This is a genomic window from Methanobrevibacter woesei (assembly GCF_003111605.1).
GTDB lineage: Archaea > Methanobacteriota > Methanobacteria > Methanobacteriales > Methanobacteriaceae > Methanocatella > Methanocatella woesei.
This window is the reverse complement of record NZ_MZGU01000004.1, coordinates 49,442-76,296: the sequence shown is the minus strand read 5'-3', so window position 1 is coordinate 76,296 and position 26,855 is coordinate 49,442. Positions and strand designations below refer to the sequence as shown.

The following is a 26,855-nucleotide window of genomic DNA, read 5'->3' as shown; positions in this document are numbered from 1 at the left end:
GACATACTTTAATTCATTATTTAATCTCATATTGGAGGTGAGAAATTGGAAAAATCAAACATGATCATATCTATAATTATAGTATTATGTGTTGCAGCAGCAGTTGCAGCTTACGGTCTTATAAATGGAAACGATGCAACATTTTCCAATCTCGCTGGAGTAGACTCTGGTGGTGACTCAGGAAGTGGAACCGGACATGGAAATAACACAACTAATTTAACATTAAACAGTCTTTTAAGAGGAAGTGGAACTAGTGCAAGTTCAGGATCCGGAAGTGGAAGTGGAAGCGGATCAGGCACTAGCTCTGGTTCAGGCTCAGGAAGCGGAAGTGGAAGCGGATCAGGCACTAGCTCTGGTTCAGGCTCAGGAAGCGGAAGTTCAGACAACCCTCCTTATAATCCAAATCCAAGTCCAGGACCTATCATCACTCCAGAAGAAGCAAAAGAAATCGTAAATGGAGTAATAAAAGTAATTGGATGGTATGCAGGAGAACCTACATACGATAATGCAACTAATTTTTATTATGTGCCAGTTTATAATGCAGCCGGCGACCCTGTTGATACAGTAGCTGTTAATGCTTCATCTGGATGGACAGATAGAGGATAATTAAGAGAATATCTTAATTTATTCTCAAATTCTTATTTTTTTATAAGAAAAATAGTTAAATATAAATACTACAAAATATAAAGTTAAATAGTACTGAACTGTAGGGCCCGTAGCCTAGCTGGATAGGGCGTCGGACTTCTAATCCGAAGACCCCGGGTTCAAATCCCGGCGGGTCCGCTATATTTTTACAAACTCTTTTTTTAGAACATTATTTTTATAAAACTTAATAATTTAATGGGCTTGTAGCCTAGTCTGGAAGGGCGTAAGACTCCTAATCTTAAGATCGAGGGTTCAAATCCCTCCAAGTCCGCTTTAACTATTTTTATTAAATAATTTTTCAATCAATAGCTAATTTTATAAAAAAAATAGAAACATTTAAATATGTTCATATGAATATATGTTCATATGAGTTCAAAAGATATTTGTGAAATTAAAAGTGTGAGAACTGATCTGGTTAATGAAATATCTAAAAACATGCTTAGTGAGGAAACACTTCAAAAGACATGCGAATTATTTAAAATTTTAGGAGATGTTAACAGGATAAGAATTCTTTTAGCACTTCAACATTCAGAATTGTGTGTTTGTGAACTATCACTGCTATTAGATATGAGTCAATCAAGTGTATCACACCAATTAAGACACTTAAGAAATAAAAATCTCGTAAAATTCAGGAAAGAAAATAAACAAATATTTTACTCATTAGTTGATGAAGAAATCACCAAATTAATTAAAAAAGGCGAAAAAAATGCAAATTAGCGAAAAAGAATCACACCATCACCACCACGATGATACATGTAATCATGACCATCATGAACATGGTCCAGGATGTGCCTGTGAAGCAGATTTATTAGAAAACATCGATGAGGATGTTGAACAATCCAAAAAACCACTAGCTATTTTTGCAATTGGTATTGCAGTACTAGCTATTGGACATGTTATAGAATTACTAAGTCTTGCCCCTATGATTGTTAGCCAGCTAATATTCTTAGTTGGTGCAGTTTATGTGGGTCATGACATAATGAAACATGGGATAATAGAATTAACTCATAAAAAAGTAAAAATTGAACTTTTAATTACAATAGCTACCATTGGTGCATTTTTATTAGGATCTGGAGGAGAAGGTGCACTATTAATGGTTTTATTCTATCTTGGAGAATACCTTGAACATTACTCATTAAATAAGTCAAAAAGTTCTCTTGTAAAACTTGTAAAAATGACACCTGACACAGCTCTTGTAAAACATGACGATCACGAACATGAAAAAGCAGTAAAAGATGTTAAAATAGGAGATATTGTAATTGTAAAACCTGGAGATAAAATTCCAGTTGATGGAATAATATCTAAAGGAATAACCTCTGTAAACCAGGCTTCAATTACTGGTGAAAGTTTAGCCGTTAGTAAAACTGTTGGAGATGAAGTTTATGCTTCCACTATTAATGAAGAAGGTTATATCGAAATAGAAGTGAATAAAAACCCTGATGACACCATATTTGCAAAAATTATTGATTTGATTAAAAATTCAGAAGAAAATAAAGCTAAAATAGATGTATTCATAGATAGATTTGCTGAAATCTACACCCCAATTGTTGTGGTCCTAGCTCTACTTGTAGCAATTCTACCACCATTCTTTATTGAAGGATCTATTGCAGACTGGACATATAGAGCATTAACACTTTTAGTAATTGCATGCCCATGTGCCCTAGTAATTTCAACTCCTGTTTCCATTGTTTCAGCTATTACAAAAGGAACTAAAAATGGAATAATTATTAAAGGAGGAGAATATGTTGAAGAATTATCTAGAATCAAAGAAATTCTTTTTGATAAAACTGGAACTTTAACTGAAGGTAAACTTGAAATAGCTGAAGTTAAAACTTTAAAAGACAACGTAGATATAATGCAAATTGCATGTTCTATTGAATCAAAATCAAAACACCCAATTGCAAATTCATTTAACAGATATCAAAAAGATAATAATTTACCTTTATTAGATGTAGATAACTTTGCATCAATAGCTGGAAAAGGTCTTAAAGGAGAAATAAACAATATTACTTACTTTGTAGGTAAAGAAACTCTTTTCCCTAATCAAGAAATCAAAATAGATAATAAAAAAATGAACACCACTGTAATTATTGGAACTGAAGAAGAAATTCTTGGGATAATTACCCTTAAAGATAAAATCAGACAAGAAAGTAAATCAACAATAGCTAAAATTAACTCTCTTGGAATTGAAACAACCATGATTACAGGAGATAATGAGGAAACCGCTAAATCAGTAGCAGAAGAACTTGGTTTAACCAATTACCATGCCAATTTGCTTCCTGAAGACAAAGTAAATATTGTAAATCAGTCCGTAGAACATTACAAAGATGTTGCAATGGTTGGTGATGGTGTAAATGACACTCCATCACTTGCAAGAGCCAATGTTGGAATAGCAATGGGTCTTGATGGTGCAGATGTTGCAATTGAAACTGGAGATATTGTTCTTCTTGAAGATAAATTATCTAAACTTACTTTACTTCTTGATTTAGCAAAAAGAACAATGAGTAAAATTAAATTCAATGTAGCTTTCTGTTTAACAATAAAAGTAATCCTTATGATTTTAGGAGTAGCTGGATACATTAACTTATGGGAAGCAACATTAATTGGAGATATGGGAATTACTTTAATTGTAGTTGGAAATTCTCTTCTTCTTGCAAAATAAAGAATTATTTAAACAAATTAAAAATTGTCCAAGGTAGTTCTTTTAGCTACCTTTCTCTCCTTAATTTTTTTATCAAAAGAGATTTCACCATATTTACCTCCACCACCAGGAGTAATATTAAGAGTTTTATTTCTAAATCCTTCAATTCCACTAGCTATTAAAGAATCTATTTTTTTAATATCATCAATATCTACATTGATTAAGATATCAATTTCAGTACCTAATGTATCAATTAAATTTTGCCATTTTCCCTGTACTGTTTTAGTTGTGACTCCTTTATCATAAACTGTGGATATTAATTCGGCTAAAGGCATTAAATGAATATAATCTGGCCTGAAACTTGGATGATGAGGTTCGTTATAATCTGCTATCTCAGAGATTCTAAAATCAACCCCTTTTTTAATTGTTCCTCCACAGCTACATTTCATATTATTTTCTTTAGCTATGTTAGGATCAATTAATTTATAGCATTTAGTACATGCAGTCATATGATATTTTCCCAAATTTGGAACAAGCCCATAATTCTTTACAATATCCTTGTTTTTAATTGCCTTTTTAATTGATGAAAATGAAATATCTTCAAGCTCTATTTGATTAAACTCCCTACCTAATCTATGAGGCCATGGAGAATGAGCATCAGAATTAGACAAAAATGGAAAATCCTTAAGTTCAGCTACAGTATCTGCCATAAATGTATCTGCAGATAAGCCTAACTCAACAAAATCAGGAGCAGTTCCATAACAGTCATAAATACTATTATAAGATTTATACATTCCAGTCCATGGAGTAAAAGCATGTGCAGGGCCAATCAAACAGTCATATTCTTTAACTAATTCTAATAATTCAGCACCAGAATATTTAGTTCTTGGTCTACCATCAGATGTCTTATTTTTAGAAACAAGTCTATCTGAAAGTTCACGAGCAATATCCATATCTGGAATAATAATTAAATGATGAATTCTACTTTTACCTTCAACTTCAGTAGTTAAAACAAAATCCATATTATCATAAGAATAAATCCCATCTCCAGAATAAGTAGTTGACTCCTCAATAATATCCAACCAACCTGGATGAAATGCATCCCCAGTACCTAAAAGTTGTAGTCCTTTTAATTTTGATTTAGGAGCCATATTTTTTATTAACATGTCCTTAGAGGAAGCCATTGAAAAACAGCTATGAACATGAAAATCTGCATTAACTAACATGACTAAATGTTAGATTAATTTAATATATTAAATTTTACAAAAAAAAGTTAAAAAAAATATTGGAAATTATCCAATATATCTTAAATCATCTCTATCATTACCAGCAGCTTTATTAAGAATATCTTGTTCCATTTGTTGAGCTTTAATTAACATTTCTCTTGTTTCTTCAGCTCTTTCTTCTAATTTATCAGTGTTAACTTCAATATTTAAAAGAATAGCTAATTTCTCAAGAATAGCTCTAGCTGCTTCAGCATCAATAAAGAAACCAGGAGTTTCACCCATTAAACAGGACCCATGAATTCCCTGACGCATACCTAAGCCTAAAAATAAACCAGAAGCTCCAACAATACCTCCATCATTGGATCTGATTTCAATTTCCGCTTCTTTAAGTGATTCAATATTTTCTTCACAAGTAGCTGCACCATAAACTTTAGGATTTTCACTAGTTTGCTGACCAGTTGCCATTCCACCTAAAGTAAAAATTTTAGAAACTCCATAACCTTTTACAAATTCAAGAGTTTCAGAGCATAATTCAAATTGTCCTTCAGGAGATAACCCTTGTGTATTTCCAACAAGAATAATAAGGTCAATATTATCTTCACCAATATCTTTAAGATAATATAATTCATTAATCATGTTTTTGATAATTCCATCCTCACCAATGAAAACTTGAGGAGGATAATAATATGAATATATTTCAGCAAATTTTGTAGCTTCTAACTCATCAATCATGTGGTCAGCAGCTAATTTACCTACATGTCCAATACCTGGAAGCGCCTCAATAAATATAGGATTATCTAATTCAACTTCTTCTAAAATATTAATCTCTGTAGGATTCATATCAATACTCCAATAATTATTTGTTCATGGCTTCTTTTTTTAGAATACGGCGATACTTACCATATTTATCATCAATTGAAAACTTAGGAGGGTAAATTACATTAACTGAAGCCCCACAATTTGGACATTCATCTTTTAATGTATATATCATGCAGTCATTACATCTCTTCATTTTCATTTTCATAAAGAACACCATAAACATTAAAGAATTATTCTAATTCTCTTAAAAATGAACCATTACCTTCAGATTGCTCAACAATAGCGATACATCTTTCAGCAGCATTCTTTAAAGCTTTTTCTGCTAAACGATAATCAGTAGATTTAACAGTGATTCTATATCTAGGAGCACCAACACATTGTACTTTGATTTCCTCTTCATCATCACCATTGTCTTCAGCAGCTTTAAGAGCTTCAATAATAACTTCCACTCCATTAGGAACAAAAGTCTCAATATCCACATATCCACTAATATGAACTTCTGGAGGAGTAATATTCTTTTTAGCTACTTTAGTAATAGCTTCAGCCCATTCTTCATTAATATCCTCATTTAAAAGAGAATCTACACCTTCTTCAGCAGCAATTTCAAAAGCACCATAAATATCTCCAAATTTATCCATGAGCTCGTAACCAACTTCATCGTAAGCTGCATCAAGAGTCTTATCTAAGGATTTGGCGACTAATTCTAAGAATTTTTCAGCTTTTTGTTCAATTTTCCATTGCTGGATTTTTTTGGTTCTTTGATCCTCTCTGATTCTTTTCAATGAAGCATCAACATGACCTTTCTTTGGGTTAACTCTTAGAACACGACAGACAATCTTTTGATTTTCTCTTACGTGATCCCTAATATTTTTAACCCAACCAGAAGATACTTCTGAAATATGAATAAAAGCTTCTTTTCCATGGTATTCTTCTAGTTTAGCGAAAGCCCCATAATTAAGAACTTTATAAACAGTACCTACAATAAGTTCTCCTTCATCAGGCCATTCTTGACTTTTTCTTACCATCTAATCACCAAAATAAATAAAATAAAAAAAATTAGAAAAAATATAAGCAGAAAGCTTATAGATTTAGTTTAAAACTTTATCGATGTGTGCCATAATTTTAGCTTTAGCACCACGAGATTTGACAATGGTTTTACCACAAATGATACATTTTACATCAGAAGCAGCACGGTCAAAGATGACTTGTTCATTGTCACAATCTAAACATTTTACTTTTAAGAAATTTCCTCTACCTTTACTAACCATGTTAAATCACCTATTTTGCTACAAATTCTGGTTTTCCAGTTCTGAATGAATTTTTAATGTGAGATTTTCCACATTCTTTACATTTTAACCTTAAGTCTAATTTTTTAACTGGTTTGTTTCCAGCAGGTAAAGGCCTTGGGTAACCTCTGTATCCAGCAGTTACACGTCTGAATTGTCTTTGTCCCCATTTTAATTCACTAGCTTTTCTTTTTTTAGCAGTGTGAACTTCATGCATAGTGTGTTTTCTACAATGTGGACAGTAAGTTCTTTTTTCTTTTGGTATTTTCATATTTCCACCATTATTTTATTAATACGCAAAAATGCGTTCCATTAATTAAGTTATAATAAATCTACTGTGAATTTATCTAAATATTTATAAAAATCTTACAGAATAGAGATAAAAACTTTACAGTAACTGGTCAAGTTTACTAAAAGCAAGAATCCAAATTATAAAAAGATATAATTTTTTAATATCACAAATAGATACATTCAATTATATGTATTTAATATATATTTAAAGTTATTGGAAAAAAAATAGTTTAAGCTTTTACAATGCGACCTTTCTTATTTTTAACAAAGATGTTTGCATTAATTTTAGGCATAATAACAATATCTTGAGGATAAAATGGCCCGTAAATCTTTTCATCTACACCAATAATGGAATCAATATTATCAAAAACAAGTAAAGTAACTAATGCACTTTCTTTAGCTGTTTTTATAGATTCCAAATCAACAAATTCCTCTTCCTGATTTATTAAATCATAAACATCTCCATCAGTTCTTGGAGCCTTTTCTTTTGGTTTGGAGATAGGATTTGAAAACTGATTTTTCAACTGCTGATTTTTAGCTTCCTGTACCTGCTTTTCAATAGGTTCAACTTTTTCATCTTTAATAATTTCAGCATTAGAAATCTCTTCTAAATGAGTTAAAACATCATCTTTAGGTTTTTCAACTTCACTAACAACCTTTACAGAATCAGAAGGTACTTTCACAGTATTTTCAGCAACGTCCTCAGATTTATCTTCAGTTAATTTATCAAGAGAAATATTGCTCCTATGCTCTTTTAACTTGTCAATTAAAGAAAAGTAAAATTTTTCTTCTTCAGGAGTTAAATTAAGAGGAGTAGTATCCACTAAATCAAATTTAGGTTTACCAGTGAATAAATGATAAGAACGGTGAATATTAATAACAGCAGCATCAGTAATTTTATGCTCTCTCCTTTCACAAATTTCAGTAGCTACTCTTTGAGTATCCTTAATAAGATTATACTCTTTAGAAAAAGGATCAGCACCTGCAGATTTTTTTAAGTTATTCAAATATTTATGAATATCTTGGTAAAAAGTGTCTTCAACACGCGCTAAAGTACCATTATTACGTTCTTTTTTCTGGATTTTACGTAAAGTTTGAAAAAATTGATCCACTTAACAACCCTCTTAAGAAAGCTTAACTAAAAAATAAAAAAGTAATTTTTGATGAAATTAATCATCAGATTCTAATCTTGGAGCTAATAAGAAACTAAGTTTACCATCACCAGTAACCATTTCAAGAGATAAAGTTAAAGGTAAATCATTTCCAAGCCTAATTTCTGCAATATCAGAGAATTTATCTGCTTTTAACATTTCTCTAATTTTTTCAAGTGAAAATGAGGATCTAACTTCAGTATCTATTTTTTCTCCATGAATATATTCAATACTTGCATCTCCAAACTCACCATCAGCTGAAGCTACAAAGTTATCTGAATCTACACTTAAAGCGATTTTATCAGAGAAGATATCAATATCGTTGATAGAATCTTTTAAAAGTGCAAATGGAACTTCAATTTTAACTGGATGTTCAAGTTGTGGAGGAACAGGACTATCATACTCCATATCGATTAATCTGATTTTGAAAGTTCTGGTAGCTTCTCCTTCAAAAGTAACAATGAGATTACCTTCATCTAAAGTTAATAAAACACGATCATTAGATTTAGCACGTTTTAAAACTTTCATGAACTCATCAGTATCGATATTGATTTTTTCAGGCTCATCACATATGAATTCATCAAATAGACTTGCCTTAAGTTCTAAATGTACAAATGTTATGTGACTACGGTCTAAGGCATCTAATCTCATACCTTCACTATCAGTTTGAATCTGTACTTCATCAACAATGGATGAAATAGCATCAAAACTGGTTTTTAATATATTAGAATTATTTAATTCCGCTTTGAACATACATAATCCTCTATTCAACAATTTTCTAAAAGTAATATGATAATAATAATATTTTTATTTTCATTACTTATAAAATTAATTAAATTGAAAATAATAAAAAAAAAGTTAAATAGTAACATTATAATTTTTTACTATAATACCAAACTAAAATTGAAAATAAAGCATATTGGATAAGTAAAAGTATTAATGTTACTAATGCAGGAATAGTTAAGTCCATAGAAACAAATATTACACTACAAATAGCTAAAGCTATAATAGAAAAAACAAATGTTACATAACCTGCTTTTCCACGTAGTAATTCATTTCTTTCATCAGTTTCAGCAATTTTATAGAATTTTAATACTGATTTATTTCTATATAGCAAAAAGCGAGCAATACCCATTACAATAAACACTGCTCCCCATGTAGTTAACATTATTGGCCAAAAGTCACCAATATCCACATTTAAGAAAGACAAACCAAAATTAGCAGCTATTAATATAACTCCAAAAATTATGTAGGCTTTCACATATTTCATTTTTTTATTTAAGAAGTTGTCACTCATTTTCATCTTCCTCGTAAATAAATATCTCTTCAATTGTTTTATCAAAATATTTAGCTAGTTTAAAAGCTAAAACAATAGACGGATTATATCTTCCATTTTCCAATGAGCTAATAGTCTGTCTTGAAACTTCCATTGCATCAGCAAGTTCAACTTGACTTATAGATTTTTCAGCTCTAAGTTGTTCTAAATTATTTTTCAATAAGATCACAACCTATGTAAAGTTAACTTTACTGTAAAGTGTACTTTACACTTGATAGTTAATAAACTTTTCTATGATAAATTAGCATAATATATAAACAATAAAAATAAATCTTAATTAGAATAATTGAAGGATGAAATAAGATGCAGTTAAAAGATATAGATTTCAAACTTGTTGGTGGAATCCTGTTAATGATAGCGATTATTACATATGTTGTTGCAGGAGATAATGAAACTTTAACATTTGTAGTTTCCATCATTGTAATGTTAGGATTAGTATTATGTATTGTTGGAATTGTTGAAACCATGATTAAATCAAAAAAAGAAAATGAACTCTTAGAAAAAGATATAGACAGAGTAATTCAGCCATTAGTTACAAAATATTCCAATTATAATAAAGAATTAATCAAAAATTTAACTGAAGAAAATTATCCAGAATATGTTGAAGAAAGGAAAAAAATCAACAAAGAAATGGAAAAAGAATTAACAGAACAAATACCTTACTTAACAAGCAAAGAAATTAAACTTATTGTTATTGAATTTAATAGAAATCAGGATGAATTATTAAAAAACAATGATAATCAATAAATTACTTTTAAAAATGATAAACTACAATGCTGGAGATATAAAAAGAATCACTCACAGTATAAAAGTCCACCAATATGCTAAACTTATTGGAGAATGTGAGAATTTAAATGATGAAACACAGTTTATTTTAGAATCTTCAGCTATTTTACATGATATTGGAATAAAAAACTGCGAAATCAAATACAATAGTACTTCAGGAAAATTACAAGAAAAAGAAGGGCCAATTGTCGCTAGTGAAATATTAACTAGCTTAAATTATTCAAAAAAATACATTGAAAAAATAAACCACCATATATCCAATCATCATAGTTATAACAATATTGATTCTCTTTCTCTTCAAATATTAATTGAAGCTGATTTCTTAGTTAATTTAGAAGAGGAATCATCTTCAAAAGAAGTACAAAATAATGTATACAATAAAATATTCAAAACAAAAACAGGTAAAGAACTAATGAAAAAAATATATGGAATATAGGAGTTTAAACTCCTATAATTTATATACTTCTTCCATAAATCTGGCTTGACCAACTCTTTTCATTGTAGAAGCTAATCTTTCTTTTTGAGGTTTAATAGCTAACCTATTGTAAACAGTAATTACTTTTTCAATTAACTCTGCAATTTCATCAGCTGAATCTGCACATAATTTAATTCCTTCAACAACTTCCCTACCAGATTTTCCACCAACGAAGAGATCATATCCTTCAAATTTAACTTCTTTTGCATCATGTGGACAAGCATTGAAACATTTTCCACAACCTATACAATGAGTGTAATTTGTATAAGACATTTCTCCCCTGATATCAATAGCTTCTACTTTGCAGACATCTAAACAACGACCACAACCATTACACTTATCTGGATTTGTAGTTGGGAATTTTACACCATTTATACCAAAATCATGCAATTGTGGCCTTGAACATTTATTTGGACATCCATTAATAGCTATTTTAAATTTATAATTTGATGGGAATTCAGTAAATTTCTCTTCAAGTTCATAACAGAGAGGAGTAGTCTCAATAAGACCCAATGCACAATTATGAGCACCCGGACAAGCTAAAGTTGCACGAACTAAAGGCCCTTCAGAACCTGTTGTAAGATTATTAGCTTCAAGTTTTGAAATAATCTCTTCAACATCAATAGGCTTTATATCATGAATTTCATAGCCTCCCCTGTTGGTTAATTTAAGTTTTCCATTATATTCTCTAACTAATTCGTTGATAACCTCAGCATCCTCAACATCATAAAATCCACTAGGTTTTGCCCTTACCCTAATAAAGTAATTTCCATCAGCTCTTAAACCCATTCCACCTGAACGATCATTCCAGTAGTAGGAAATAAACTCATTATTTTCATATCTTTCATTAATAACTTTTTTAAACCTATTTAATTTAAAGTTTCTAAGTTTATCAATAGCTTCCAAGTCTACGCCTTCTTTAAGGTCAATAGCTTTTTTAATTTCATTACCTTTTTCTGTTCTAATAATGACAGTAGAATAACCATCATCACTTCCAACAGAACCTACTGAAATATCTGCAAAGTCCGCATCAAAATTACGGCAGAATTTACATCCAGAAGCCATTTCAATATCTTTAACAGGTGTTTTAACAGTTTTATCAGCTGTTTCGATAATGAATTTACCATTAGTTACATCAAATTTCACAACATCTTGAATTAAAATTTCATTTTCACCTAAAATTTTTTCGATAGTTTCAAAATTAAATTTTTCAGTACAGAATAATCCAATTAAATATTCAATTTCTGGCAAATTAACAGCTTTTCCATCATATCCAAGTTCAGCACCATGTTTTGCCAAATATGGGTGATATTGAACTTTTCTTAAACCTTCGATTTGACATGGAAGCCCTACAACAGCTACTTTTTCAAGCCCCATATCCCCAGCAGTTTTTAAAGCAGATAACTGTGAAATCGCATATTTTGATTTTGAAGTGTCTTTTAATGCTTCTTTATCTTTGATAACAAATGATACTGGTTTCCAGTCATTATCACCAACAACGATTGCACCATCAATTTTTCCATTTTCAATTAGATAAGATAAGAAGGAAGTGACTACACCACCATCTTGACCTTTAATAGATCCTTTCCCATAGTAATATTCTTCAAAGAATTGTTCTCTTATACTAATTTGATGTCCACCAGAAGTAACACGAGGACAGACCTCATAACACATTCCATGACCATCACGCTTACATTGTCCAATTAAATGTGGTTTTTCATCAAATTCAATTAAGTCATTAGGACAGACAATTTCACAAGAACCACATTTTGCACAGAATTCATTATCAACAATTGAGTCCAGCTTCCACTTACAGTCTACAGGAGAAGTAAATTTTTGCAAATAACCTCCAGTAGCTATCATTCTACGAGACACTTCATCAATAATTGCATCAGATAACTCAGAACCCCTTTCAGAAGCCAATTTTTTAGCCTCAACTAATATTGTGTCTTTAATTTCTTTTGATATTTCTTTACGACTCTTAGAATCATAATCTTTATCAAAAAGATTGAAAATATTTTCTAACATAAAAATCCCTTTATTAATAGATTATATGACGTTTATTCCATATATAATTTAAATAAAAAGCTAAATTTTGGAAAATAAATTCAATTAAATTGAAAAATTATAAAAAAATTCTATTTTTTTAAAAAAATATTAAACAAATAATTAATAAGAATACTCAAATAAAAAAAAGAAGAAAAGATTAGTTACAATAAACCTTATTTAAATTACTATTTTAATTGCAACAATCTTTTAGCCCGCAGTTATTCTCTTAAATTGTAAATCAAACCATAGGAACGGCATGAAAATATGTTTAAATACGGCCATACAACAAGTGCTACAAATAAGTCCACTATAATAGACAAAGCCCATATGAAAGCAGGAACAATATCTACATAGACATAAGAAACAGCAAATCCTAAAATACCCACAACCGCAAATACAAATACATATACAACAAAAGATATTACTGCACTAATTAAAAATATTCCAAAGTATGAACCAACTAACTTTAAAACACCAATAGATTGCATTATATCTTTTAATTCACGAATATGAAATGCTGCATTTATAGATCCATTGTTAGCAGCCATATGAGTAACAGCCAAAGCTGAAAATATTAATGAAATAATATTTAATATAATCAATGCAATGAAAGCAAGAACTATTATTGACTCCATATTAGTTGTAAGACCTATAAAGAATAATAACAAGAATATTACAACAGATATTAAGATATAAATAATTGACACTGCTAAAACTTTTAGTCCATCTTTAAACATAGTAGTGTAATTATTAAATTCTGGTAAAGTTTCATTCCCATTAATCATTCCTTCAGTTGCAGTTTTAATTATCCTATATTCATAACCCAATAAAAAGATGAATGGAATGATTAAAAAGCTAAATAATGAAAGTACACCTAATTTTAAAAGAGTAGATCCATCTTTCAATGCATAGCCAAAAGCATCTTTATATATTTCTAAAATCATTTAGTCATCCTCACTTATAATAAAAACATCTTCTATGTGTTCTCCACCCAATATTTTTGTGATATTATATGCCAAAAGAAGAGAAGGATTATATCTTGCATTTTCAAGAGCATTTATAGTTTGTCTAGTAACACCAACCAATTTTGCAAGCTCTTGTTGACTTAATCCTTTTTCTTGACGCAATTGTTTAATATTGGTTTTCAAAAAAATCACCATATATCATTAATTATACAAATATAGCAATCTATGTAAAATATATATTACATAATATTTAAAGATAACTAAATTGTGAGAATAATTAAATTAGTTATATATTATAATAGAATTAATATTAATATAAAGTTAATTACAAACTTAATTGAAAAAAAATAGAGGAGATAATATGGCAATACATCCTATTGAATTTAGGTATGGTACTCCTGAAATGAAAAATATTTGGGAATCCGAAAATAAATTACAAAGAATGTTAGATGTAGAGTCTGCATTAGCTCAAGCTGAAGGAGAACTTGGGATTATCCCCCAAGAAGTTGCAGACGAAATTGCATCAAAAGCAAATACTAATTATGTAAAATTAGAAAGAGTAAATGAAATTGAAGCTCAAACAAAACATGATATTGGAGCTCTTGTTAAAGGGCTTGGTGAAGTTTGTGAAAATGATGCAGGAGAATATGTTCATTTTGGTGCAACTTCCAACGATGTTGTTGACAGTTCAAACTCATTACTTATTAGAGACTCAATTGAAGTCTTAAAAGAAAAAATAATAAGATTAACCAAATTATTACTTAAATTAGCTGAAGAAAATAAAGCAAAAGTAGCTATTGGACGTACACATGGCCAACATGCACTTCCAACAACTTACGGTATGAAATTTGGTATTTGGGCTGATGAACTCCACAGACAATATGACAGATTATTACATGCTGAGAAAAATGTTTGTGTAGCAATGATGGATGGTGCTGTTGGAACCACAGCTGCTCTTGGTGAAGATGGATGGAAAATACATAAAAAAGTAGCTGAAATTTTAGGTCTTCCAGCTGCAACCATCACAAATCAAGTTGTACAAAGAGACAATCATGTTGAATTTATCATGGTATTAGCAAATATCGCAAGTACATTAGATAAAATAGGTTTAGAAATCAGAAGTTTACAAAGAACTGAAATTATGGAAGTTGGAGAATACTTCGACCCAGAAAAACAAATGGGTAGTAGTACCATGCCACATAAAATGAATCCTATCACAGCAGAACGTATTTGTGGTGTTGCAAGAATTATCAAATCTTATGTAAATGCAGCATTAGATAACAATCCACTTTGGCATGAAAGAGATTTAACTAACTCTTCCTGTGAAAGAATAATGTTCCCTGAAAGCTGTATTTTAACTGATTATATTCTTAATTTAACCATTAAATTAATGAGCAATCTTGTATTCTATGATGAAAACATTGAAAGAAACCTTAATTTAACTAATGGTTTAATAATGGCTGAAAGATTAATGGCTGAACTTACAAGAAAAGGTATGGGAAAACAAACTGCATATGGAATTGTAAGAAAAAATGCTATTAAAGCAAATAAAGAAAAATTATTACTTTCAGATCTAATTCTTCAAGATGAGGAAGTTTCCAAATTCTTAACAGAAGCAGATGTAGAAGAAATTATGGATCCTCACACATACATTGGTTCATCACAAATCATCATAGATGAATTAATTGAAAAATCAAAAGAATGGTTCAATGAATAGAGATGAAATAATATGAGTAATTTAAAAACATTAAAATCAATAGATGTTGCTTCTGCTACAATTATTGGAACTGGAGTTCAAGTACTCTTTTCAATAATTTTAGCTATTATCCTCTTAATAATAGTAGGAATTGTTAGTTCATCATCTTTTGTTGCATTTTTATCAATTGCATCAACAATTATCTTTGGAACAATTGCTTTTTGCATTTTTAGTTATTTTACCCAATCTTCTATTTATAACTGGCTTGCAAAAAGAATCAATCCAATCTCTTTTTCAATAGAAGATGATGGAACCATAAGTAAAATTGCAACAACACCTACTGCAATAAATTTAGCTATTATATGCACTATCTTCTCAATAATCATTTATTTAATGACTGTCTTTGTTGTACCATTAATTTTAAGTACAATAGTTCAAGTAATGATGCTTGCAGGTCAAATACAGGTTGCAACCGCACTTTATAGTGTAGCAATGCTTTATACCAGCCCAGCAATGGTAATCGGTTATATTTTAGGCATATTTATTATGACCTGCATTTATACTTTAATTAGCGCATCTATCTACAATTTACTTGCAGCAAAAGGATATGGAGCAAAAGTAAAATTAAATGAAGAAGATAAAATAACTTCCTTAGAATCAATTGATGTTAAAAGTACTGCATTAATATATGGAGTAATCTCCCTTATTATAGGTCTTGTAACTGGAATTATAACTGCTGTCATATCTGGAAGTTATCTTAATATTGTAGCATATACAGTAAGTGGACTTATTGGTGGAATAATAGTAATGGCCCTTATAGCTATATTCTATAATTTCTTATCAGAAAAACTTGGAAAATTAAAAATAGAATTAGTCAATGAATAAATTGACTAATTATTTATACTTTTTTTGGAACTGACTTTTTAATTGGTGGAACATATCCTTTTAGTGCTAGGGATAATGATATAACAGTTACTGAACTTAATGCCATAGCTAGACCAGATAATTCAGGCCTAAACATTATGCCAAATGCTGCAAATAAAGCACCTGCGGCAACTGGAATCAGTACAGAATTATATGCAAATGCCCAGAAGATATTCTGTTTAATTCTAGTCATTACTTTTTTAGAAAATTGAATAGCTGCAACTACATTTTCTAAATCGCCTTCCATTACAACAACATCCCCACTTTCCATAGCTATATCAGTACCATTTCCCATAGCTACACCAATATCTGCCTGTGTTAATGCAGGAGCATCATTAATCCCATCTCCAACAAAGACAACTTTATTTTCATCTTTTTGAAGATCTTTAACAATATTTAATTTATCCTCTGGAAGAACATTAGCACTAATATCATCTATGCCCACTGCATTTGCAACTGTTTTTGCAGTATTTTCATTATCTCCAGTTAACATATAAGTTTTAATTCCCATTTTATGAAGTTCTTCAATGGTTCTTTTAGAAGTATCTTTTATTTTATCAGATAAACTTAAAATACCTTTAATTTCACCGGCAATAGCTAAAAATATAACTGTTTTACTTTCATTTAACAGAGAATCATATTGAGAGAGAATTTCATCTGAAATTTCGATATCATTGTACTCTAAAAGATTTTTGTTACCTGCTAAAATAATTTCATTATCAATTTCAGCTTTTAGACCTTTACCAGTTATATTTTCGAAATTAGAAACTTGTGTTAACTCAATATTCTCTTCTTTTGATTTTTTTATAATTGATTTAGCAATTGGATGAGTAGAATTCTTTTCAACACTAGCTATATAATATAAAACCTCTTCATGAGAAATCCCGTAAGGTATAATATCATCAACTTCAGGTTTTCCTTCAGTAATAGTTCCAGTTTTATCAAAAGCTGCAACATTGATTTTATCTGCAATTTCCAATACATCCCCATTTTTAATAAGAATGCCATACTCTGCAGCCCTTCCAATACCAACAGTTACAGCAGTTGGAGTAGCTAATCCTAAAGAACATGGGCATGCAACAACTAAAATTGAAATTAAAGTAGTTAAAGCAAATAATAATGTTGAATCAAATATAAAGTACCATATACAGAAAACTGCAATAGCTATTACTAAAACAACAGGAATAAAGTAACTGACAGCAGTATCAGCAATTTTTTGAACTGGTGGTCTTGAACTTTGAGCCTTTTCAACTAACCTAATGATATTTGAAAGAACGGTTTCCTGTCCAATTTTTAAAGCTTTGATGTATAAAACATTATCTTGATTAATAGTTCCTGCAAATACTTCATCATCTATTGATTTAGAATTAGGTATTGGCTCACCATTAATCATAGATTCATCTACATATGAATGCCCCATGACAACTTCACCATCTGCAGGAATCTGATCACCGGGCCTAACTAAAAGAACATCCCCAATTTTAATTTCAGATATTGAAATATCTTTTTCTGTGATAACCTCACCATTTTCATCAAATTCAACCAATGTCGCAGTAGTAGGTTGAAGTCCAATTAATTCTTTAATAGAGTCAGTTGTGCTTTTTTTAGCTCTGGCTTCAAGATATCTTCCAATCATTAAAAAGGAAGGAAGCATCAAAGCTGTTTCATAAAACATGAAAGAATGATTTAATACAATGTTAAATGTTCCTAAAACACTTGAAACAAAGGCAACTAAAACACCCATTGAATACATTACATCCATATTTAAATTTTTATGGAGCAATCCACTAATTCCTGCTTTTAAAATTGGATAAGACACATAAATAAATGGCAAAATACTTATAATCAAAGATATTTGGCCTGTTGTTAATCCAAATGGTTGCCATTTAACATACATTATAGCCATTAAAATAACTGAAAAAATTAAACCAACAACAATACGTCTAAGCTTACTTTTTAAATCTTTTTGATATAATGCTTCTTCATCAACTTCAAGCTGACCTTCAACTCCTAAAACTTCAAAACCTAATGAATTTATGACTTTTTCAAAATCATCCACTGAAACTTTGGATTTATCATAATTAATTCGGGCAGTTTGTGTTGTTAAATCTGCCCTAACTTCAAAAACACCATCTAATCTTTTCAAAAAGTTTTCAACATTCATTACACAGGAAGCACAATGCATTCCTTGAAGTTTTAAGGTGATTTCATCTGTATGAATTTCAAAACCAATATTTTTAACTTCATTTTCAATTTGATTAAGGGAAACTTTTTTAGGATTTACAGTTAAATGCACTTTATTACTAGCTAAATCAGCTTCTACATTTTCAATTCCATCTACTTTACTTAAAGTTTTATTTGTAAGTAAAACACAAGAAGCACAATGCATTCCTTCTATAGGTAAATCCATATCTTTAAGCTTTGCCAATAATATCACCTCTCAAATATTATTTTGAGAATTAATTATTGATTGAAAAACCATACCCCACATATAACCATTAAAATTAATTTAATAAATTAAAGTAGATAAAATTTTTGAAAATATGCTAATAAATACAAACGGTTAAAATTATTACGAATAAAATGGAATTTAATTTTTGACAATTATTCCATCTTGAAAAACAGTTAAAATATTATCCCTATTTGCAAGAGATTTAATATCATCTAAAGGATTTTGAGAAGTTATAATTAAATCAGCTACTTTTCCAGTTTCTACAGACCCTATTTTATCATTTTGATTTATGAATTTTGCAGCTTCAATTGTACCACTAGCTATTGCTTCAGATGGAGACATTCCAATATCAACTAAATTAGATAATTCTTCTAAATTATATCCATGAGGAATTACACCTGAATCAGTTCCAAATAATATTTTTACACCTTCTTCATAGGCAATAGCTATATTTTCCTTATGTACTTTAACAATTTCTTTTAATTTAGCAGTTTTTTCACTTGCAAAATTATCCCATTTTGGAAAACCATTTCTATATAAAAAGTCATGGACAAGAATTGTTGGAACCAGAATAGTTCCATTTTCAGCCATCTTACGTGAAGTATTCCTATCTATAAAAGTTCCATGCTCAATTGAATCAAATCCTGCATCAACGCAATTTTTAATACCCTGTAAACTATGACAGTGAGCAGATACTTTTTTACCATGAATTCCTGCTTCATTAGCTATTGTTCTAAGTTCTTCAATATTAAATTGAGGATAATCCGGTGATGAATTTGTTGTTAAAACCCCACCACTAGCCATAACTTTAATAAAGTCAGCACCAGCTCTTTTAACTTCACGTGTCTTTTTTAATACTTCATCAACACCATCACAACGTCCTTTAGGAAATCCAGGATAAATTATCTCCATGTCAAATCCTGATGGCATGAATAAATCAAAATGGCCCCCAGTACACATTAAAGGAGTGATAGAAATAGTCATTTTTGGAGCTAAAAATAAACCTCTCTCTTGAGCCATTTTAACTCCCAAATCAGCAGATCCACAATCTCTAATAGAAGTTACACCTGCAAAAATAGTTTCTTTAGAATGAGGAACTGCATTGTAAAAATGAATTGATAAAGGATTTGACATATTTTCCTCTTTATGAAATCCTTTAGCTAAAATATGAGTATGACAGTCAATAAAACCAGGAAGTAAAAAATTATCTTGACCATCAATAACTTTAACATTATCTTTAGTTTTAATTTTAGAATTTGAAATCTCAGCTATAATGTCATCTTTAATTAAAATAGAACAATTATATTCAACCTCTTTATAAGGATTAATAATGTTTATATTTTTAATTAAAGTTTCCATATAACCAACTCAAAGAACCTTAATTATTCCTTCATCTCCATCAACTTCAACCATAGTTCCAGTAGTCAATGGTTCAGTATCTTCAGGAGAATCCACCATTGGAATATTTGACATTATTGCTCCAGTAACAATAATTGGTTCAGCTTTAATACAAATTATTGCTTTTGGAGCAGTATTGTTTTTCTTCATTTGGAAAATAACATAAGAACCAACAGTTGAACCCTTTCCACCAGGAATAAATAAAATTTTATCTTTAATTATTTCTCCTTTTAATTCATGATTAGGATCAATAACTTCACCAGTTTCAGGATCTACACCACCTAAAAAACTAATAGGTTCAGAACTGACAATTAGTTCACCTTGAGCTTTTCCTTTAGCAATATTTTTACATTTAATCATTTAAACAACATCCTTTTTCATAACTTCTCTTAAAACAGCTGTTGCATAAGAACCTTTATTTATTGAAAATTCTGTTAAAACTCCCTCATCAGTTGCAATAGCTGATGTATCCCAAACTTGGAACCTCATTGAACGCCTTAAACCATGACTTCCTAAACGAGGCATTTTAGGAACTTCAAAATCTTCTTTAGATAAACCATAATTATCTAAAATACTTTTTTCCATTTCTCCAACTTTACCTCCTGCAAATGGGACTTTAGTACCATATAATGGAGAAGTAGGATTTACTTGGAAAGTATCAATTAATTCTTGATATTCTTCAGGAGTTTTATCACGAACAATTCTTTCTTCATTGTTAATAATAATATCCCCTTCAATGTATTTATTAATACCCATCTCAACTCTTTTGCTAACAGCAGCATTAAATAAAAAAGATTGATATGCATGTACGAACATCCTTTGAAGAGGTTTAGGAAGTGCATGTAATGCGTTCTTATAGGATTTATCTGTTAATTCACCTTTTTTAGAATCTTTAATTAACTCCCTAATCATCATTTTTTCATAACGCATTCCTTTACCCATAAGTTCTAAAGATTTCTCTAAATCTCCATCATCATAGGCTTTACGTGCTTTCTGATTTTCTTCATGCTCTTCTTCAGTTGGATTTCCAATATATCTTCCAACAGCCTTTTTTAAATCATTTTCAACTAAAGCTTCACCAACTAAATGAGTATTTGTTCTTGGCTTACCAAACCTTTGCCAGCCAAAGTAATTAGGAACACCAGTAACTTCCAATTGCTTTAAAATATCACTAGCTATCTCTGCACTTTTTTCTACATCCTCAATATCACGAATAAGGATTCTGAATTTATTTCCTTTAAGTTGGCCCATTCTAAGTTTTTTTCTACCACGAATAACTTTTAAAAAATCAGTTTTATAAATTTGACCACTTAAAGCTTTAACTTGCTCAAATTGTTCATCAGAATCCATATTAGATATACAAATCCATTGACGAGTACGAGCTTTTTTATCTTTCATCCCTGCAAAGCCCATTCTTTTCCTATCAATGTGTAAATCCCTGGCTATATCTAAAACAACATCCAAGGTAGTTCTACCTATCTTTTCAATCCAAATCCAAACATTTGGACCTTCACCAGTTGGAATTAAATCAGGAATTTCTTCAACATAAAAATCTTCATATTGATTTCTAATAGTTCCCCCAATTCCTTCTTCTTTAGTAACGTAGGTATTAGCATTTAACATAATATCACGTGAAAAAAATAAAAATTAAGACAAATGCCCCGACCGGGATTTGAACCCGGGGAATAGGATCCGCAGTCCTACGTGTTATCCAAACTACACCATCGGGGCTTACAAAAAAATAGTTATCAATAAATTATATAATTTTTTTAGTATTTAATATTAATGTATTTATTGTAAATATCAACTTATTTTTCAAAAGTTACCAAACATATAACCTGTAACAATAATCTCCATAATTCCTACTAGCTATTGAAATATTTTCTGCTGAATCATAATTGCCCGAATCAAGTAAAGTTGCTCCATTAAATTCATTAACTTCAACAAATTTATAGTTGTCTTTTAATCCCAGTTCTTCAAATTTTGATTTAGTTAGCTCAGAAACTTCTTCAATAGCTTTATTTTTATCCCACCTATCTGATAAGATATTAGAAATTTCAGATAAAAATGTTTCATCAGTAAAATTAACTTTTCCAGATAAAGATTCCATTATATCCTGAGCTTTATTAAAATTATCAGCTTTTTGAGATAAACTTGGATTTGGTGTTACAACAACTGAATTTAAAAATAAAACACAAGTTAAAACAAGAAAAATAACTATCAATGCTTCAAATATTGCAACATAACCTCTTTCATTTTTCATGAATAAAAATAGCTAATAATCATAAATAAAAATTAAAGAAGTGTGAAAAAATTAATTTCCACGAATATGATTAATCACTTTTTCTTTTTTGCAAATAGCATTGTCTGAAGCTTTCTGAACTTTTTCTTTCATAATTTCAAAGTCTTCAGGAGTTGTTTCACCAACTAACTTCTTAATTTTTGTATATGCTGCTTCTCTAAATAATGGGACTAATTTGTCACTACTTCCATCTTCCTTAATTAAAATCGGCTCACCAGAAGTATTAACAACACCAATTTCAGATATATCTACACCTGCACTAGAAACAGCATTTTTAACATCATCTACAATTTCTGGAGGCACAATCAACATTAAAGAATCAGTAGACACACCTAATGGGTCAATATCCAATTTCTCCAACATATTTAATACATTTGGAGCAACCATTTTTCTAATTTTTTCTTCATAAAATTCTAATCCAACACCAGTTGTATTTGATATTTCATGAGCATCTCCACGAAGACCTCCATTAGTCACATCAGTTATTGCATGAATATCTTTAATTAAATCAGCTTCAAAGAGAGCATGTGAAGCTTGAACAAAATTAACATTTAAAGTGTCCCATATAACATCAAAAAATCCATTATATAATGCAGTTGTAGTAATAGTTCCTCCACCAGAGCCTTCTGTTAATAAGATAATATCTCCATCAGTAGCTCCTTTTCTTGCAGTTGGAGGATAATTGGATACACCTACACTGCCTACAGCAGAAACAAACCTATCACCTAAAACCATGTCTCCACCAACACGTAAGGTACTTCCTGCAACAATAGGAACATCTACAAGCTCAGAAACAGCTGCTACACCAGCAGTAAAATCAAATATTTTTCCAACATCCCCATCATCTGCTAAATGAACATCACTTAAAATAGAAACAGGGTCTGCACCCATTACGCAAATATCTCTTAAAGTGGCTCTTGTTACATGAAAACCACCTAAAAATGGATATTCGCTTAAACGAGAATGAATTCCATCAACTGCTGTTGTTATATATAACTCATCATTAGGGCTGTTAGCTTTAACTACACCACCATCATCTTGTTCAGATGGATTTACAAGAGAAGAAGTATTTGTACTTGAAACAATTTCTGCTATTTTTCTGTGGACAAAAAAATCACCAGCTCCACGGGATCCTACTCCCATTTCTCCCATTGCAATATCTGCTTTTGGAACTTCAGTTATTTCTTTTAAAAATGAATCATCAGCATTTTTCAAATTTAAAGTGGTTTTAACCTCATCAATAACACTTTCCGCCATTAATAGAGATTTATCCTGAGAAATATTTTTATATTCTCTAATTCTTTGAGACAAAAGGTCTTTTAAATCATTTTCATTATAACTATCTAACCTTTGTCTAACATAACCTTCCATATCCATTATTTCACTTCTAAATTAATAAAATTCTTTAATATTTTTAATCCAGGCTTACCACTTTTTTCTGGGTGGAATTGTGTTGAAAAAAGATTATTTCTACTTAATGCCGCAACTACATCAAAGCCATAATCACAAGTTGCAGCTATTATTTCTTCATCATCTGGAACTACATGATAAGAGTGTACAAAATAGAAAAATTCACCATCAATACCCTTTAAAATAGGATTGTCTTGATTTATAACATGCAACTTATTCCAACCCATATGAGGTATTTTACGACCAGGAGGCAATAATTTTACATCACCCTTAAATAAATCAAGCCCTTTAACATTCTCTGTTTCTTCACTAGAACTCATTAATACCTGTTGACCAAGACAAATTCCTAAAAAAGGTTTATCCTCCTCAACATGTTCATAGATTACATCTTTAAAGGGTTCAATATTTTTCATAGCTGTTCCAAAAGCTCCAACACCTGGAAGAACTAAATGTTTAGCATTAGCTATTTTTTCAACATCATCAGTGATTTCTACATCACAGTTTAACTTTTTAAAACCATTTGAAATACTTCTAAGATTACCACTTTTATAATCAATAATAGTTATCATAAAAATCACTTATTTATTCCAATCAATAACAGAGCGAATCATAGAACCAAAATCAGAATATACAATTTCATTTGTACCTAATGTTTTAGAATGTGCATCTAATTCTGCAACAACATTATCATAACCTAATTTCCTTAAAGGTTCCACTAAACGAGGCCCATCAGTAATAGCTATTGTTTCAGCATCAAAATCTTCTACAGGAAATGCATGAGGTACTCCAAATACAACAATCATGTCTAAATCTTTATCTTTAAGATACTCTGCTGCAATTTTACCTGTTTCTGGATATTCATCCAATCCACCAGTAATACAGTCCACATTAACATTTGTGCTCTCTAATTGATTTTTAATATTTTTTGCATGATTTCTAATTCTTGTAAGACCAATATTTTCATCTAGATTAGCTACAACAATAGGCTCATTATCCCCATTAACATCTGCATAATCAAAGTTTACAATATCTGCAAACAAGTAAGAAGTTTCCTTTTTAGCATTTAATACAAAAGCAACTTTTTTACCTTCTTTAATAGCTGAAACCAATTTTTTAGCTACTTCTTCTTTATTATCTCCAAAATTAGGTTTAATATATTCACCTTGAGCCATTCCACGAGTTTTTTCTATTTCAGTTGCTTTTTTAAGCATTTTAATTTGTCTTTCAGCTTCATCAGAAGGAATAACACCACATTCAACAGCAGAATCAAGAACCATAATAGCTCCCTCAGTGTTATCACCTTCACCAAAACCACCATGAGACTCAACAGGAATAACAGTACAATCTAAATCAGCATTGGATATTGCTTCTTTCAAATCTTCACCAATAATCATACTTGCACAAGTTCCAACAACACCCATGAGTTTTGGATTGAACATATCATAAGCTTTAATTAGTGTATTCTCAAGTTTTTCTCCAGCACCTAAAATAAAATCATTTTCAGCCATTGATGTAGTTAATACACGAACACCATCACTTTCAAGAAGTCTTCCAGTTCTAAAACAGCAGCCATGAGGCCCATGCATGATAATAACATCTACATCCATGTCTCTCAATGTATAAAGTGATGCAGCTATTGGACTTGGTCTTGGATGCATTTAATCACCTTGTAATTATACTGATAATATCATTATTTGAAAGTTCATAATCACTAGCTACCCTCATGTTTTTACGGGCATCAACAGCATGCATAAAATTATCCCCAATATCAGAATGAACCATGTAAGCCAATTCACGAGGAACTGAACCTTTTGGAATTAATATTGCATCAGGCAAAACATTTCCTTTTTGATCAGTGTATTTATGTTCATCTTCTACTGGATAAACAACAATCATGTTAAGTAAATTAAAAATAGCTTCATTTAATGCCTGTTGAACACCAGTACTTCCATATTTCTCTAAAATATTGGTTCTGATATACTCTAAAGCTTTAAGTTGATTTGGTGATAATTCATCTTCTTTAAGAATTTCAAAATCAGAATCCCCAGAAGTATATTTAATTAATCCTGATTCAGCAGCTTTTACAAGCGCAATTTCAGATTCTGCTGAGGTTGGAATTACATTTGGATATTTTTCTTTTATTCTTTTAATATTTTCTTCAGAAGTTGGTAAATCAGCTTTATTAGCGATAATTAGCATTGGTTTAGCTATTCTTAAAATATTGCGTGTTAATTTAATAAATTCTTCTTCATCCCATTTAGTGTAATCTGGATTAACAGTTCTTTTTGCTTCAATAATATCTTCAAGAGATATACCAGTTCCAGATAGCTGATCAAATATTACTTTAGCTATATCTAACTTTTCAGCCTCAATTTTACGAACAAGTCTGCTCCAATTTCTGTTTAAGATTCCATACATCCACATTACAATTTCATGTTCCATAAATTCCAAATCATCTAAAGGATCATGACTTCCTGCCTCTACAGGTTGACCTTCAGCATTAGTAGATCCAGATGCATCAATAACATGAATTAATACTTTAGCTTGCATTAAATCATCTAAAAACTTATTACCTAAACCTTTACCTTCATGTGCCCCTGGAACTAAACCTGCAACATCTATAAGTTCAACAGGAATTAATCTTTTTCCATCAATACAAATAGAATTTCTCGGATTACAAGTAACATCTAATTCTTTACAAGGACAATCACTAACAACATGTGCAACAGCTTTGTTTGCATCAATTGTTGTAAAAGGATAATTAGCCATTTCAACACTTGAAGAAGTGGCAGAATTAAAAAAAGATGATTTTCCAACATTTGGTTTTCCAGTAACAGCAATTTGTAGCATAATAATCACAAAATAATTAATCTATTAAATATTAGTTCATTAAGTTATATATAAGTTAAATTATATGATTAAATATTAACTTAATTATTTCGGAGGATTAAATGGCCACTAAAAAACCTACTGCAGAGAGAGTCATGGAAGGAATTCAAGATA

The 26,855-nt window shown here is 30.3% G+C and carries 29 protein-coding genes and 3 tRNA genes; 9 read left to right on the top strand and 23 right to left on the bottom strand.

What is annotated here, in order from left to right:
- Window positions 1–45 precede the first annotated feature (45 nt).
- The 5 genes from MBBWO_RS02780 (at window position 46) to MBBWO_RS02760 (ending at window position 3,307) form a co-directional block, all read left to right on the top strand.
- Entirely contained in the window at window positions 46–606 is a 561-nt protein-coding gene (locus tag MBBWO_RS02780) for an endoglucanase (RefSeq protein WP_116669368.1), read from the top strand.
- A 103-nt stretch (window positions 607–709) separates the two neighbouring features.
- A tRNA-Arg gene (locus MBBWO_RS02775) sits at window positions 710–783 on the top strand.
- A gap of 59 nt (window positions 784–842) precedes the next feature.
- Window positions 843–916 (top strand) — tRNA-Arg (locus MBBWO_RS02770).
- Between the two features lie 95 nt (window positions 917–1,011).
- Window positions 1,012–1,362 carry an ArsR/SmtB family transcription factor gene (locus tag MBBWO_RS02765; protein ID WP_116669367.1) on the top strand — a complete coding sequence of 117 codons (351 nt, stop codon included), beginning with the start codon at window positions 1,012–1,014 and terminating at the stop codon, window positions 1,360–1,362.
- Complete coding sequence (locus MBBWO_RS02760) at window positions 1,352–3,307, top strand: heavy metal translocating P-type ATPase (protein WP_116669366.1); 1,956 nt, start codon at window positions 1,352–1,354, stop codon at window positions 3,305–3,307. Before MBBWO_RS02765 ends, MBBWO_RS02760 begins: the two co-directional genes overlap by 11 nt.
- Window positions 3,308–3,324: 17 nt before the next feature.
- Here MBBWO_RS02760 and MBBWO_RS02755 read toward each other — a convergent pair whose 3' ends face one another.
- The 10 genes from MBBWO_RS02755 to MBBWO_RS02710 all read right to left on the bottom strand — a co-directional run bounded on the left by MBBWO_RS02755 (window position 3,325) and on the right by MBBWO_RS02710 (window position 9,555).
- Window positions 3,325–4,512 carry a TIGR00375 family protein gene (locus tag MBBWO_RS02755; RefSeq protein WP_116669365.1) on the bottom strand — a complete coding sequence of 396 codons (1,188 nt, stop codon included), beginning with the start codon at window positions 4,510–4,512 and terminating at the stop codon, window positions 3,325–3,327.
- Between the two features lie 66 nt (window positions 4,513–4,578).
- A complete protein-coding gene (locus tag MBBWO_RS02750; RefSeq protein ID WP_116669364.1) occupies window positions 4,579–5,352 on the bottom strand; it encodes a proteasome assembly chaperone family protein in 774 nt (257 codons plus the stop codon).
- A gap of 16 nt (window positions 5,353–5,368) precedes the next feature.
- Entirely contained in the window at window positions 5,369–5,536 is a 168-nt protein-coding gene (locus tag MBBWO_RS02745; protein WP_116669363.1) for an RNA-protein complex protein Nop10, read from the bottom strand.
- A gap of 25 nt (window positions 5,537–5,561) precedes the next feature.
- Window positions 5,562–6,356, bottom strand: coding sequence for a translation initiation factor IF-2 subunit alpha (locus tag MBBWO_RS02740; protein ID WP_116669362.1), 795 nt, complete (start codon window positions 6,354–6,356; stop codon window positions 5,562–5,564).
- Between the two features lie 63 nt (window positions 6,357–6,419).
- On the bottom strand, window positions 6,420–6,599 hold the full coding sequence (locus tag MBBWO_RS02735; protein WP_116669361.1) for a 30S ribosomal protein S27e: 180 nt from the start codon (window positions 6,597–6,599) through the stop codon (window positions 6,420–6,422).
- 10 nt (window positions 6,600–6,609) lie between these two features.
- Window positions 6,610–6,888: a 50S ribosomal protein L44e gene (locus MBBWO_RS02730; protein ID WP_116669360.1), complete on the bottom strand. Its 279-nt coding sequence runs from the start codon at window positions 6,886–6,888 to the stop codon at window positions 6,610–6,612.
- A gap of 250 nt (window positions 6,889–7,138) precedes the next feature.
- Window positions 7,139–8,020 (bottom strand): DNA replication complex subunit Gins51, encoded by an 882-nt coding sequence (locus MBBWO_RS02725; protein ID WP_116669359.1) that lies wholly within the window; start codon window positions 8,018–8,020, stop codon window positions 7,139–7,141.
- A 57-nt stretch (window positions 8,021–8,077) separates the two neighbouring features.
- Window positions 8,078–8,812: a proliferating cell nuclear antigen (pcna) gene (pcn, locus tag MBBWO_RS02720; protein WP_116669358.1), complete on the bottom strand. Its 735-nt coding sequence runs from the start codon at window positions 8,810–8,812 to the stop codon at window positions 8,078–8,080.
- Window positions 8,813–8,930: 118 nt separating this feature from the next.
- Entirely contained in the window at window positions 8,931–9,356 is a 426-nt protein-coding gene (locus tag MBBWO_RS02715) for a DUF2178 domain-containing protein (protein ID WP_165807918.1), read from the bottom strand.
- A complete protein-coding gene (locus tag MBBWO_RS02710) occupies window positions 9,349–9,555 on the bottom strand; it encodes a helix-turn-helix transcriptional regulator (protein ID WP_116669356.1) in 207 nt (68 codons plus the stop codon). Before MBBWO_RS02710 ends, MBBWO_RS02715 begins: the two co-directional genes overlap by 8 nt.
- Window positions 9,556–9,698: 143 nt before the next feature.
- Here MBBWO_RS02710 and MBBWO_RS02705 point away from each other — a divergent pair, with 143 nt between their 5' ends.
- Together MBBWO_RS02705 and MBBWO_RS02700 are read left to right on the top strand one after the other, a co-directional pair.
- The gene (locus MBBWO_RS02705) at window positions 9,699–10,142 is read left to right on the top strand and encodes a hypothetical protein (RefSeq protein WP_116669355.1); all 444 of its coding nucleotides are present in this window, start codon (window positions 9,699–9,701) and stop codon (window positions 10,140–10,142) included.
- Window positions 10,129–10,617 carry an HD domain-containing protein gene (locus tag MBBWO_RS02700; protein ID WP_165807917.1) on the top strand — a complete coding sequence of 163 codons (489 nt, stop codon included), beginning with the start codon at window positions 10,129–10,131 and terminating at the stop codon, window positions 10,615–10,617. Before MBBWO_RS02705 ends, MBBWO_RS02700 begins: the two co-directional genes overlap by 14 nt.
- A gap of 12 nt (window positions 10,618–10,629) precedes the next feature.
- Here the strand turns inward: MBBWO_RS02700 and MBBWO_RS02695 are convergent, their stop codons facing one another.
- From MBBWO_RS02695 to MBBWO_RS02685, 3 genes are all read right to left on the bottom strand, one after another.
- The gene (locus MBBWO_RS02695; RefSeq protein WP_116669354.1) at window positions 10,630–12,684 is read right to left on the bottom strand and encodes a Coenzyme F420 hydrogenase/dehydrogenase, beta subunit C-terminal domain; all 2,055 of its coding nucleotides are present in this window, start codon (window positions 12,682–12,684) and stop codon (window positions 10,630–10,632) included.
- Between the two features lie 239 nt (window positions 12,685–12,923).
- Complete coding sequence (locus MBBWO_RS02690) at window positions 12,924–13,649, bottom strand: DUF4013 domain-containing protein (protein WP_116669353.1); 726 nt, start codon at window positions 13,647–13,649, stop codon at window positions 12,924–12,926.
- Window positions 13,650–13,853 carry a helix-turn-helix transcriptional regulator gene (locus MBBWO_RS02685; RefSeq protein WP_116669352.1) on the bottom strand — a complete coding sequence of 68 codons (204 nt, stop codon included), beginning with the start codon at window positions 13,851–13,853 and terminating at the stop codon, window positions 13,650–13,652.
- 178 nt (window positions 13,854–14,031) lie between these two features.
- On the opposite strand from MBBWO_RS02685, the gene purB reads away from it, so the two are divergent.
- On the top strand, window positions 14,032–15,387 hold the full coding sequence (purB, locus tag MBBWO_RS02680; RefSeq protein WP_116669351.1) for an adenylosuccinate lyase: 1,356 nt from the start codon (window positions 14,032–14,034) through the stop codon (window positions 15,385–15,387).
- Between the two features lie 12 nt (window positions 15,388–15,399).
- The gene (locus MBBWO_RS02675) at window positions 15,400–16,251 is read left to right on the top strand and encodes a hypothetical protein (RefSeq protein ID WP_116669350.1); all 852 of its coding nucleotides are present in this window, start codon (window positions 15,400–15,402) and stop codon (window positions 16,249–16,251) included.
- Between the two features lie 13 nt (window positions 16,252–16,264).
- On the opposite strand, the gene MBBWO_RS02670 is transcribed toward MBBWO_RS02675, so the two are convergent.
- From MBBWO_RS02670 to MBBWO_RS02625, 10 genes are all read right to left on the bottom strand, one after another.
- Window positions 16,265–18,718 (bottom strand): heavy metal translocating P-type ATPase, encoded by a 2,454-nt coding sequence (locus MBBWO_RS02670; RefSeq protein WP_116669349.1) that lies wholly within the window; start codon window positions 18,716–18,718, stop codon window positions 16,265–16,267.
- Between the two features lie 162 nt (window positions 18,719–18,880).
- Complete coding sequence (locus MBBWO_RS02665) at window positions 18,881–20,101, bottom strand: metal-dependent hydrolase family protein (protein ID WP_116669348.1); 1,221 nt, start codon at window positions 20,099–20,101, stop codon at window positions 18,881–18,883.
- A 9-nt stretch (window positions 20,102–20,110) separates the two neighbouring features.
- On the bottom strand, window positions 20,111–20,500 hold the full coding sequence (locus MBBWO_RS02660) for a DUF126 domain-containing protein (RefSeq protein ID WP_116669347.1): 390 nt from the start codon (window positions 20,498–20,500) through the stop codon (window positions 20,111–20,113).
- Window positions 20,501–21,763 (bottom strand): tRNA pseudouridine(13) synthase TruD, encoded by a 1,263-nt coding sequence (truD, locus tag MBBWO_RS02655; protein ID WP_116669346.1) that lies wholly within the window; start codon window positions 21,761–21,763, stop codon window positions 20,501–20,503.
- A 34-nt stretch (window positions 21,764–21,797) separates the two neighbouring features.
- Window positions 21,798–21,871, bottom strand: a tRNA-Arg gene (locus MBBWO_RS02650).
- Between the two features lie 91 nt (window positions 21,872–21,962).
- Window positions 21,963–22,403: a hypothetical protein gene (locus MBBWO_RS02645; protein WP_116669345.1), complete on the bottom strand. Its 441-nt coding sequence runs from the start codon at window positions 22,401–22,403 to the stop codon at window positions 21,963–21,965.
- 51 nt (window positions 22,404–22,454) lie between these two features.
- Window positions 22,455–23,819, bottom strand: coding sequence for an AIR synthase-related protein (locus MBBWO_RS02640; RefSeq protein WP_116669344.1), 1,365 nt, complete (start codon window positions 23,817–23,819; stop codon window positions 22,455–22,457).
- Complete coding sequence (gene hisH, locus MBBWO_RS02635; protein ID WP_116669343.1) at window positions 23,819–24,421, bottom strand: imidazole glycerol phosphate synthase subunit HisH; 603 nt, start codon at window positions 24,419–24,421, stop codon at window positions 23,819–23,821. Before hisH ends, MBBWO_RS02640 begins: the two co-directional genes overlap by 1 nt.
- Window positions 24,422–24,430: 9 nt before the next feature.
- A complete protein-coding gene (gene cfbD / locus MBBWO_RS02630; RefSeq protein ID WP_116669342.1) occupies window positions 24,431–25,510 on the bottom strand; it encodes a Ni-sirohydrochlorin a,c-diamide reductive cyclase catalytic subunit in 1,080 nt (359 codons plus the stop codon).
- Window positions 25,511–25,514: 4 nt separating this feature from the next.
- Window positions 25,515–26,702 carry a redox-regulated ATPase YchF gene (locus MBBWO_RS02625; RefSeq protein WP_116669341.1) on the bottom strand — a complete coding sequence of 396 codons (1,188 nt, stop codon included), beginning with the start codon at window positions 26,700–26,702 and terminating at the stop codon, window positions 25,515–25,517.
- Window positions 26,703–26,855: the final 153 nt, after the last annotated feature.